Origin of the sequence: Kitasatospora sp. NPDC059646 (genome assembly GCF_042734615.1) — a bacterium.
Taxonomy (GTDB): Bacteria; Actinomycetota; Actinomycetes; order Streptomycetales; family Streptomycetaceae; genus Kitasatospora.
Genome location: NZ_JBHWDS010000098.1, coordinates 1 through 11,382 on the forward strand (window position 1 = coordinate 1; position 11,382 = coordinate 11,382).

Sequence of the window (11,382 nt, forward strand, 5' to 3'; positions counted from 1 at the left end):
GTCCTATCGCTGCTGCGCAGCGATAGACTTGCATTCTGCTTCGCAGAATGCTATGGGCTGCTGCGCAGCCCACTCGCTAGCTCGGGCCGGCCGCTTCGCGGCCGGCCTATCGCGCGCTTCGCGCGCTCTCTAACCCCAACTGACTACTAGGTGAAACCCGCCAAACCGTGCACCCCTGTGGATAACTGAATTCCCGCAGGTCACAGCCGCTTTTGGCCCGATTTTGGCCTCATGCCCCCTTCAAGATCGTTTACCGAACCCGCCAAACCATGCACCCTTTTTCCACAGGCTCGAAATCGAACAGAGGGAGGGGGGTGCACGGTTTGGCGGGTTCGGTTCTGAACAGGCAAAACGGCTGATCTGACGCACCATCAGTTGAAAATCATTCCCATTATTCTGTTCGAGTAAGACTCCCAACGAAAGTTTTGACCCTTACAGGGAACGGGTGGTGAGGGTGCATCAGGTGGCGGTTTCGGTGCATTGCCCCTGGTCAGCCCCGAACCCGCCAAACCGTGCACCCTTTTTCCACAGGCAGCCTCGAATTCCGCCCACCCCCGAGAGCGGCTTACGGGGCGTCATGGGCGCGCGCGGGTGCCGGTTGGCATCGGTGGACTCACTCGGCATGTGCGGCCGTCAGAGCGGCGCTCAGGCCCCTTTTGGGGTCGATTCCGCCCCGGGGCGGTCCGGCGGTTGCGGCGGGTTCGGCGGGGTGCCGGTGCACCCTCGTGGCGGGGACGGCTCCCGCCGGCCCGTACACCCCGTGGCGGGTTCGGCCCCGCGCGCGGCCCGTGCACCCGGCGGCCGAGCAGTGCGGGTCGTCAACTCACCTCTACTGCAAGCGAGTTGGGCTCAGCGTGGCGGGTTGCTGCTGTGGCGGGTTCGGCCGGCCCGGGGCCGTGCACCCGGTGGCGGGGTCGGTGGAGGGGTGCATGGGGTGGCGGGGACGGCGCTCGGGCCCGTGCATGGGGTGGCGGGTTCGGCGGGGTGCCGGTGCACCCCTGTGGCGGGGACGGCTCCCGCCGGCCCGTGCACCCCGTGGCGGGTTCGGTGGGAGAGTGCGGCAAGTTGAACTAGCGGAAGTTGGCTAACTTGCGCTAAGGTGAAGCCGTACCGACCGACCGGGGGCACCGCCCCGACTGACCAACTGGAGTACCTGTGACTGTCCTTGCTGTTGCCGCAGCCGTTGTCGCCACTACCGCCGAGCTGGTCGCGGGTCTGTCGGCGCGCGGTCTGACGGTGCCGCGGAACCTGGTCAAGCTCGCCACGGAGGCGGAGGCGGCGGGGTGGAACATCACCCCCGAGCTCGGTGCCGGTTGGGTCGCCGTGACCCTGGCGGGGCGGGTTCAGGTTCCGGGCGGGACGGCGGAGGCCGAGCTGCGGTGCCTGTGGCGCTCGAACGGCAAGGGCGGTTTCCGGTGGGACAGCGCGGCCCTTGTCCGCGACGGGAAGTCCAACCGGGACGGACTCCAGTGGGGAGAGGTGACCACGTGGGTCGAGCGCGCGACGGCGGTCCTGGTCGACCTGTCGGCGGAGGCGACCGGCGCCACCCACCAGGGGCGCAGCGCGGAGCAGTGGCGGGACGCTGCCGACAAGTACGGGACCGTTGCGGCGGATGCGTACGAGCGGGGCCGCGACGTGCGCGACCGCATCACGGGCAAGCTCAACGGGTGGCTGCCGGTGCGCGAGCTCGGCCCGGAGGCGGACACCGCGTCGCGGGCGGAGCACGTCGCGGCGTGGGTGGACGCGGCGGACGAGAAGACGTTCCCGTTGCACCGTCGCCTGTCGCGCCGGTCCATGCGGGCGCACAACATCCGGAGCATGATCTCCGGTCACATCTACGACGCGCAGGAGCAGGGTCGTACCCCCGACGCGCGCTACGCGGCCCAGTTGGCGGACCGGGCCCGCATCCTGGCGGAGTCGTGCATGGCCGACGCGGAAGCGATCGAGGCCGCGTACCTGGACGCGGAGGCGGAGGCGGAGTGCACCCCCTACGTGGACGCGATCACGGCCGAGATGCACGCGGCCGAACTGGAGTGGCGCGCGGCGAACCCGGCGGCCGGTCTGCGGGAGTTCTGCGCGCGGGTCATCCAGACGATTGGCGGAGCGGACGTCGAGTTCGGGAAGTGGTGGGAGCGTCGCGCCACCCCGGGCATGACCTTCTGGCAGGGGTGGGACGCATGGCGGGCGGAGCGCGGGCAGTGCTCCGCGTCGGAAACCCGGGCGTCGTTGCGGCTGAGCCGTGAGACCGAGCGCGCGATCATCGCCGTTGCGGCCGACTACGCCGAGCACGCGAAGTACACCGACAACCCGACCGAGCAGCAGCGCGCCGCACAGCTCGCGGAGTTGGCGCAGCGCGGTGCCGCGCTGTGCGCCCCGGGTGCCCGGCCGCGTAAGAACGAGATCGGTGAAGTCGCGTCCCGGGCGTGGTCGCTGATGTGCGGCCGGAACGGGTGGGGCGGCGGTCTGTCGCTGGATATGGCGGACAACCTCGACATCATCGCGGATTGGTCTGTGGACACCGCCGAGCTTCGCCGTCTGTTCCTGGTCCGGCACGGGCTGCGGGTGCGCGAGGACGCGCTCGCGTCGGTGCGGGAGGCGGTCAAGGCCGAGCAGGCGCGGCGCGGCGCGGTTGCCCGTGAGGCGTACGACGCGGCCCGGGCTGCGGGCGCGTCGGAGGATTCCGCCCGCGCTGCGGCGGAGGACGTTCGGGCCCGGGTGGACGCGGACGGGGACGGGGTGCCGGCGGACGGGCGCGAGAAGTTCCAGCGCGGTGACGCGGTGTGGGTCGGCCCGGAGCGGGGGACCGCGAACGCGCCCTACGTCGCGACCGTGCTCGGCTACACCCGCAACGGTTGCTTCCGGGTGCAGGAACCGGCCCACAACACGGCGGTTGACGTGCACGGCGACCGCCTCTCCCCCGCCACCCCGCAGGAAGCGGCGGCGGACCGGGCGCGGCAGAAGCAGGAGCGGGCGGAGCGGGAAGCGGAGCGGGAGCGGCGCAACGCTGTCGCACGGGCGGCGGCGGAGGCGGCCGACCGGCGTCGCAAGGAGCGTGAGGCGCGCGAGGACGCCCGGCGGGAGGCTGCCCGGGGCACCGAGGCTCCGATCGCTGCGGGCGGTGTCTGGGAGCCCGTGCACGACGTGCCCGCGTCGGTCGGCGAGCTGTGGTCGCTGGCCGCGTACCGGGGGTGGAACATGACCCGCGAGACGCGGTCGAACGGCTACACGTCGTCCATCGTCGTCAAGATCACCGGCACCACCGACCAGGGGAAGTGGGAGTTCGGGTTGGTGTGGCTGATCTCCCGGGGCCGGTACGCCGCGCACAAGGCGGCCGGGTGGGCGCGGTGGGCGGACGACCGGAAGGGCCCGCGCGGCGGCCGGATCGACCCGACCATCGGCGACGTCAAGGCGGTCATGTACACCGAGACGCACGAGGGGATGGCCGCGCCGCTCGGCGTGCTGGTCGGCGTGGACGGCCCGCAGCAGGACGGGGACGACAACGACGGGGACGACACCCCGGGCGGCGGTGTCGAGCCGACCGCCGGTCCCGACAACGGCCCCGCGGACGGTTCCGCCCCGGCCGCGCCCGCTCCCGTCGAGGCGGCCCCGGAGACCCCCCGCGAATCCCGGGAACTTGACAGGGACACCACCGACGCGCGACCGGCCGCCCCGGCCGACGCCCCGGAGGCGGCCGACCCCCGGGCGGCGGAGGATGCACGGTTGCGGCGCTCCCCCTACCTGTCGGGCGGGATTCCCCGGGTCACCCTGGCTCAGGTGGCGGCCGAACAGGAGCAGCGTCAAGGACCGCGGTTCACGCACCGGCAGCGGGTGACCACCCGCAGTGGCAAGGCTGCGGAGTACCAGGGGGTGCGCGGCACCGACGGGTTCTGCTGGGTGCTGCTGGACGGCGACACCTACCCCGTCACCGCCCGCGTGGACGAACTGACCGCCATCGTTGAGCCGGTCGTCGAGGCGGCCCCGGAGGACCCCCGCGAATCCCAGGGACTTGACAGGGACACGGTCGACGCGCGACCGGTCGAGCCGGTCCCTTCCCCGGCGGCCGTCGCCCAGGAGGAGGCGCGGCTCCGCCGCCGCGCGGCCCACCGGATCGCCGAACAGGCGGGGCGGGACGCGCGGCGGGAGGCGGGCGAGGCGATCCGGGCGCAGCGGGCGGCCGAGCGCGGCCCCGACCCGGTGTTCCCCGGGGTTCTGGTCGAGGGCGAGGAGGTGGCCCCGGTCAACCCGGGGTGGGCCCAGACGTGGTGGCTGGTCCGCGACGGGTTCGGCTTCGAGTTCGAGATCAGCCAGCGCACGCGCTGGCACGTGATGGCGCGTGCGGGCGTGCTGCTCGGCACCACGGTTCCCGCCGAGCTGGAGAACCTCGGCGGGTTCGACACGGTCGAGGAGGCGCTCGCGGCGGTGCGCGAGCACGCCGCGCGGCGGGCGGAGGCGGAGGCGGGGACGCGGCTCGTCGAGCGGGTCAAGCGGCTCGCGGCGACCCCCTCGACGTACTCGACCGCCCCCGTCGAGGACGTGCCCGCCCTGCCCCCGGCTGCGGCCGTGGCGGCCCCCTCCGGCGGCGACCGCGCCCCGGCCGCCGCCGGTGTTCGGCCGGGCCCGGTGCGGCCGTCCGGCGGCCCGTGCGCCGCCCCGGCGGGCGGTGCCCCGGTCCTGCCGGAGTGGGTCGAGCGGCTCGTCTCGGCGGCCGTCGAGCGGCTCGTCGAGGAGGTGCTCGCCCGCGTCGGGCAGGCCCCGGCCGGGGGCGGCGAGCCGGTTCCGGCCGCGCCCGCCGGACGCCGGCGCGGTGTCGCCCGGGCGGGCGGGAGCCCCTGGGCCGGGCGCGGCTCCGGCCGCCGTCGGGCGCGCCGCGGGCGGCGCTGAGGGGCCCTGGCCCCTGCGGCCGGGTGGCTCGGCCGCGTCTCCCATCCGGGGGCGCGGCCGGGCCGCCCGGCCTTTCTGCGTGCCCGGATTTGTCATGTACTCCGGTTGCCCTGTCGCGCCCGGAAAGGGTGCGCGGAAACTCCGCAGACTTGACAGGTGCGCGGCAAACGGGCGACCGGGCGCAGCTCGGCGGACGCCCGTCGGGGGTGGCTGTCGCGATGCGCCGAGGCGTGGGGATCGAGGGGTGTTCGTGCAGGTCACGGGGCGCGACAGGGGGGATCGCGACAGGGGGGCGCGACAGGGGTCGCGACAGGGGTTGTGGGGGTCCGGCGCAGCGGGTGCGGAGGGGTGTACGGCTCGGCCGGATAGCGCGTTGCGTAAATTGGCTAACTTGCGCTAAGTTGACGGGTGTCACCAGCGCCGAGGGGGACGGCCCCCCGGCGTGCGACCCGAGAGCGAGCCCATGAACGACACCGAATCCCGCATCCGCGCCACCGCCTACGCCGTCACCGCGGCTTACCGCGAGCTCCCCGCCGGCCACCTGATGACCCGGGTGGAGACCGCCCGCCGGGTCGCCCCGCTGCTGGGCCTGGCGCCCGCGGGCGCCGCCGGCCTCCGCATCACCGAGGCCCTTGCCGCCGGCGCCCTGGTCGAGCTCCACCCCGCCGGCGACACCCGGTTGACCGTCCCCGGCGCCCCGGCCGGCGCCGTCGTCTCGGTGGTGCCCGGCACCGTCGAGCAGACCGTCGAGGTCGTGATCGAGAACCCCGAGGGGACCGTCGAGCTCTACCTCGGCGGCCGGGGCCGGCGCTCCGGCCCGGCCCTGAACCTCACCCGCCGCTCGCTGATCCTCTCGGCCGAGGACGTCGAGCGCCTGGCCGCCGAGCTCCACCGGCTGTGGGCCGAGATCCAGACGTACGCCCCCACCACCCCGGAGGCGATCGGCGAGGCCCTGGCCGCCGCCGGCCTGCCGGGCGCCGAGGGCGCCGGCTGCGGCTGGTGGACCACCCACAGCCGCGACGGCCGCCCGATGGTCGTGCACATGGACGGCACCCGGCTGGGCCCGCGCCGCACCAACGAGGACGAACAGCGGCACTGGGCCGAGCAGCTCGACCAGGTCGAGAACGCCCTCCGCCTCGCCCGCTTCCAGGTGCAGCGCTCCGCCGGACACGCGGTCATCGTGCACGGCCGCACCGCCCCCGGCGAGGCGCAGCCGGCCGACGTCGTCCGCGTCGCCGCGCGCTCCGTGCGCAGCCGGTCGGGCTGCGCGGTCAGCGTGCGGCGCTACCTGCACGTCAACTGCGAGTGCCGGATCGGTGCCAGCCTCTTTGGCGAGTACGGCAGCACCGCCGAGGCCCTCGCCGCACTCCAGGCCCACGACGCCGAACTCGGCGTCGCCTACGTCGTGCCGATCCCCTGCCGCAAGAGCCGGCCCGAGACCGGCGCCCGCACCGCCGCCCAGGAGCAGCCGGGGCAGGCCGAGGACCAGGGCGACGAGCAAGGCGCCGCGGCGGTCGCGGCGGGTGCCGGGCAGGCCGGGCCGCCGGCGCTGCCGCGGCCGGCCGTCACGGTCCGCCCCTGGCTGCTGCGCGCCGCCGGCCTGCTGGACGACGACACCGCACCGCAGCCCGCCCCGGCCGAGGAGCCGGCGCAGGACGGCCCGGCACTGGTGCGCGCCTTCGGCCCCTGGGGCATCACCCACGACCAGGCCGAGGACCTGCGCGAGAAGGCCCGCGCCGACCGCGCCGCGTTCGAGGCCGACTCGGCCGCGCGCCGGGCGGCCGAGCGCTTCCACTACGGGCCCGAGCGTGAGGCGCTGCTGCTGGCCGCGGTCGAGGCCGCGCGCGAGCTGCTGACCGCGGCCGGCGTCCCGGACCTCGACGCGACCCCGACCGCGAACACCGGCGTGCGGGTGCGCCGGGCGGACCGGCCGGGCGTGTGGGTGATGGTCCGCCAGGTCCGCGGGATCGGCACCAGCCGCCCCGACGAGCAGCGCCAGCCCTTCGACGCGCGCGAGTGGGACCACAACATGACGGTGTGGGCCGGCGTGCTGGAGCGCGCCGGCTGGCAGACCACCGCCCCGGGCGACGCCGCGTTCTACGCCTCCCCGCCGGCCGCGGCCGAGCAGGACCAGGACGCCGAGGACGTCGTCGAGGCCGAGCTCATCGAGGACCAGGAGCAGCCGGCCGCCCTGGCGGTGTGCAGCGAGGAGCAGCTCGCCGCGGTCGGCGGCGCGGCGGGCGAGGCAGTGTTCGACCCGCGCGAGCTCGTCGGCTCGGTCTTCGCCGACGGGCTCGGCTTCGAGGTGACCGCGCCGGCGGCGGTGAAGTGGCTGCACCTGGCCGGCGACGCGCTCGCCGCGGGCGGCGGGACGGGCGCGGCCGAGACCGCCGTCGCCGAGGCCGCAAAGGCGCTGCTCGCCGCGATCCGCACCGCCGACGCCGCGACGTGGGCGAAGGTCGCGCGGTGGCTGGCCGGCCGGGCGGCCCAGCGCCGCACCGGCGCGGCCGGTGCGGCCGGCGGCGACCTGGTCCAGGAGGTGCCCAAGCTCTCCGCCCTGGTGGACGACGCCGCCCGCTCCCTCGCCGCGTGGCTGACGGTCCGTTCGCTGGGGGCCCTCAAGCTCGCCGACCAGGACGCCCACGAGCTCGCCGGGGCCCTGCACACCGCCACCGGCACCGGCCGGCGCACCGTCTGGTTGCAGGTCGCCCGGTACGCGGTCGAGCAGGAGGCCGCCGCCCTGGTCGCCGGCGCGGCCCGGCCGGTCGCCGAGCTCGGCGCCGGCTCCGCCCCGGTCCGGCCCGCGCTGCCGGCCCCGGCCGGGGCGCAGCCGGACGCCGCGGCCGAGCTGCGCGAGCGGGAGCTCGCCGCGCGCCGCGCACACGACGGGCGCGGGGCCCTGCCCGCCACGGTGCGGGTGCTCGACTACGGACTCGACTCCTGGGAGTGGGGCTACGACTGCGACCGGCACGGCGAGGGGTGGGAGCGTCAGCCCGGCCAGTGGGAGACCCGGGCCGAGGCCGAAGGGGCCGCCCGGCTGCACGCCGCCGACCACGCCGAGGCCCTCGCCGCGGTGACCGCGGCCGAGGACGAGCTCGACCAGGCCGCCGCGCTCGGCTTCTCCGCCGCGCAGTTCGAGGCGCTGGCCGAGGCCCGCCTCGGCCGGCTGTGCGAGGACGCCCGCGGCTTCTACTTCGACAACGACGGGTTCGACAAGCCCCGCCCGGTGCAGGGCCGGCGGGTGATGGACCTGTGGGCGCGCGGCCTGGTGAAGGTCCGCCAGGACGGCCCGAGCTGCCATCAGATCATCCTCACCCAGGACGGCCGGGCCGCCCTCGACCTGTTGAACCGCGCCCGCAACCTCGGCGCCGTCACCCCCGCCGCGACCGACACCCTGCGCAGCACCGCCAAGGAGCGCGCCGCCTACCCCCGTATCAAGGCCGCCCCCGCGGCCGGGGCCGCCGACGCCCGCTGACCGCCCGCCCGGGCCGGACGACCACCGGCCCGGGCGGGAACCCGCGGTGTCCGGCCCAGAGCGGCACAGGCCGGGGCCGCACCGGTGCCGAACCCCTCCTCGCTCCGGCCCGATCCCCGGTCCGGTCCGTGCGCGGCGCGGCGGCGGGCCGCTTCCCCTGTCGGAGCGGCGGCGACCTCGGACCACGGTTGAGCAGCGGTTTTCCCGTGGCGGCGCGCCCGGTCGGGTGGCCTGGCGGACTCCCGAGCAAGGTCACTTGTGGAAGTTGGCTAACTTCCGCTAAGTTCTGGGTGTGCCCCGGCCGACGGGGCACCGGGCCCCACCCGTGGGGCCTGCCCGCACCCGGAAGGAACCGCCTTGCGCGTCCCCCAGCAGCCCCCCGCCGAACTCGGCTTCCGGCAGGACGGAACCCCCGTCCTGCGCGTGACGGCGACCGTCGAACTCGACGCCGACGAGCTCGCGATCCTCCTCGCCAACCACCATCACGGGACGGTCGACGGCCGCGAGGAACTCCCCGCCTTCACCGTCGAGCACGCCCTCGCCACCGTCGCCGACGCCGTCGCCGACTGCGCCCGGGGCTTCCACGAGTTCGCCAACGAGCCCACCCGGTACGCCGTCGCGGCGGCCGGGGCGTGGGCGGCCGACGGCATCGAGCAGGTGTGGTCGGAGCTGGGGAAGGTCTCCCCGCTCACCCTGCTGGGCGACCACGCCCCCGCCATCCAGGTCATGCCCTTCCCCGAGGTCCTGCCGCTGTTCGCCGAGCGGGGCCACAGCGTCGTGATCCAGGACGGTCGGCTCCGGCTCATCCCGCAGGCCCCCGACGGGTCCGACGACTGACTGCCCCACCGGTGCCCGCCGCCGGAGGGCGGCGGGCACCTCCCACCACGACCGACCGACAGGGAGAACCCGAGATGAGCACCACCGACCAGCGCGCCCCCTGGACCAACCGGACCAGTCACAGCGAGCTCGACGAGCTGCTGTTCGGCCCGCTCGCCCCCGGCGCGGAACCCGTCGCGGGCCGCCTGCTGCTCGACCTCCTCGCCGAGAGCGGCGTCCGCCCGCACGGCGGGCCCGAGTACCTCGGCGGCGGCTGCTGGGTGCTGCGCTTCCGCACCGAGGGCGGCGGCGGCCTGTGGGTCTCCGACGCCATGGCGCGGGTCGGCCACCCCGTCGACCACCACAGCGGGTGGACGGTGGCCCGCGTCGCCGACCTGACCGAGGGCGACATCGACGGGGAATCGGTCCCCCTCTACCTCGCCGCCGACGGGACCGGCTTCGCCGAGGACACCGCCGCCTGCGCCGCCGTGATCCGCGCGCACGCCGCCCGCTGACCGACCACCCGACCCGCCGTGCGGGGAGCCCCCGCACGGCCCCATCCCAACCAGGAGCAACCTTGACCAACACCACCACCCCGGCCGCCCGCGTCATGCTCGACGACCTCGGCCCCTACGACGCCGCGTCCATCGCCGGTACCTGCCCCAACGGCTACGCGCTGCCGTACTTCACCCTTGACACCGTCCGCCGACTGGCCGCCGACCTCGACACGGCCCGGGCGCAGCGCGGCAACGGCGACACGATCGCCTTCGACGGGACGACCGTCCGCATCATCGACGGCGACGCGGGCGACGACGACGCGGACCCCGTGATGGAGGTGTGCCACCCCCGCGCCGACGGCACCTACGCCCTCGGCCACGGCTACTGGACCTGGCACGCCCTGCCCTACCCGGCCGAGCCGGGAACGGTCCCCGACGTCGTCCTCACCTTCCTCGGCGACAGCATGAACTGCTGGTCCTACGACGTGACGACGCCGCTCGACTACTACGCCCGAGCCGTCCTCGACGGCCGCGCCGACCGCACCACCACCGCCGAGCAGCTCGCCCGGCAGTGCGCCGAGCTCGACCCCCGCATCTACGAGTGGGATTTGGCCGTCGAGGTGCTGCACGCCCTCGCGCACGGCCGCGTGGCGTACGAGACCGTGAACGGCGTCCCCTCGGACTGGGTCATCTTCGAGCCGGAACTCGGGATGCGCGAGGGCGGCGACGTCCTGCCCGTGCTGCGGGACGCCTTCGGCGGCGACTTCGCCGCCGCCGCCCGGGCCGTCCTCGCCCGCCGCCTGTCCTGACCCCCGCCCGGCCACCGGCCGGAGCCGCTCCACCCCACGACTTCCGGCCGCGCGGCACCCGCCGCGCGGCCGGGGCCGAGGACGTACTCGCCCCGCCGCCCGGGCGGCGGGGCCCTCGACACCGACCCGCCGCACCAGGAAGGCCCCCGCCATGACCCGTCGCACCGCACCGGCCCGCACCACCTACAAGGGCCGCACCGTGACCGGCATCGCACCCGGCCCCTACGGAATCCCCGTGGTCGTCGTCGGCGAGTACGCCCCCGGCACCCCCGCCGCCGAGCAGCGCAGCGCCACCGTGCACGGCACCTACGGCCAGCCGCTCGACGAGCTGCTCGACAAGGTCCGCGCCGCGCTCGACGCGCTCGACGCCGCCCCGCTCGACAGCGTCCGGGCGCAGCGCCAGCCCTGGTGGTACGACCCCGCCACGGTCGAGGTGTGCCCCCGCTCGGTGAAGCTCGCCCATGGCGGCCCGCGCGGACACCTCGACCTGCACGCCCGCCGCAAGGGCGAGGACTGCACCGCCCCGGCCTGCGTCACCCACCGCCGCAAGGCCGAGCGCCGCCGCGCGAACTCGTACGGGATCACCGGCTCGTCCGTCTCCGCGCTGCTCGGCGACGCCGGGTTCGCCGCCCGCACCCCGGCCGACCCCGGCGGGTTCGCGGCCGAGGGCGACGCGAAGGCGCGGTGCGTGTGGCTGCACCCCGGCCGGCACGACGCCGGCGAACTGGCCGGCCACCTCGCCGGCCGCGGCCTGGTCGTCACCGCCGGCCCCGTCCCCGGCGCCGGCGTGCTGCGCGTGCTGTCCGCGGCCGAGGCCGAGCGCCAGGGCCTCGCCCCGGCGCCGACCGCCGCCCCCGCGGCGCCCGCCGGCCCGACCACCGCCGGCATCGGCGCCGCGCTGCGC

General features: G+C 75.8%; 5 protein-coding genes and 1 pseudogene. All 6 read left to right on the forward strand.

Annotation, left to right across the window (positions count from 1 at the left end; translation table 11 throughout):
* Window positions 1–1,155: 1,155 nt before the first annotated feature.
* Window positions 1,156–4,881: a hypothetical protein gene (locus ACFV1L_RS35960; protein WP_380374422.1), complete on the forward strand. Its 3,726-nt coding sequence runs from the start codon at window positions 1,156–1,158 to the stop codon at window positions 4,879–4,881.
* 463 nt (window positions 4,882–5,344) lie between these two features.
* Window positions 5,345–8,356 carry a hypothetical protein gene (locus ACFV1L_RS35965; RefSeq protein ID WP_380374425.1) on the forward strand — a complete coding sequence of 1,004 codons (3,012 nt, stop codon included), beginning with the start codon at window positions 5,345–5,347 and terminating at the stop codon, window positions 8,354–8,356.
* 357 nt (window positions 8,357–8,713) lie between these two features.
* Window positions 8,714–9,193 (forward strand): hypothetical protein, encoded by a 480-nt coding sequence (locus ACFV1L_RS35970; protein ID WP_380374428.1) that lies wholly within the window; start codon window positions 8,714–8,716, stop codon window positions 9,191–9,193.
* 74 nt (window positions 9,194–9,267) lie between these two features.
* Complete coding sequence (locus ACFV1L_RS35975) at window positions 9,268–9,687, forward strand: hypothetical protein (RefSeq protein ID WP_380374430.1); 420 nt, start codon at window positions 9,268–9,270, stop codon at window positions 9,685–9,687.
* 62 nt (window positions 9,688–9,749) lie between these two features.
* Complete coding sequence (locus ACFV1L_RS35980) at window positions 9,750–10,478, forward strand: hypothetical protein (protein WP_380374433.1); 729 nt, start codon at window positions 9,750–9,752, stop codon at window positions 10,476–10,478.
* 151 nt (window positions 10,479–10,629) lie between these two features.
* Window positions 10,630–11,382: pseudogene (locus tag ACFV1L_RS35985) on the forward strand (hypothetical protein); the annotation flags it as partial.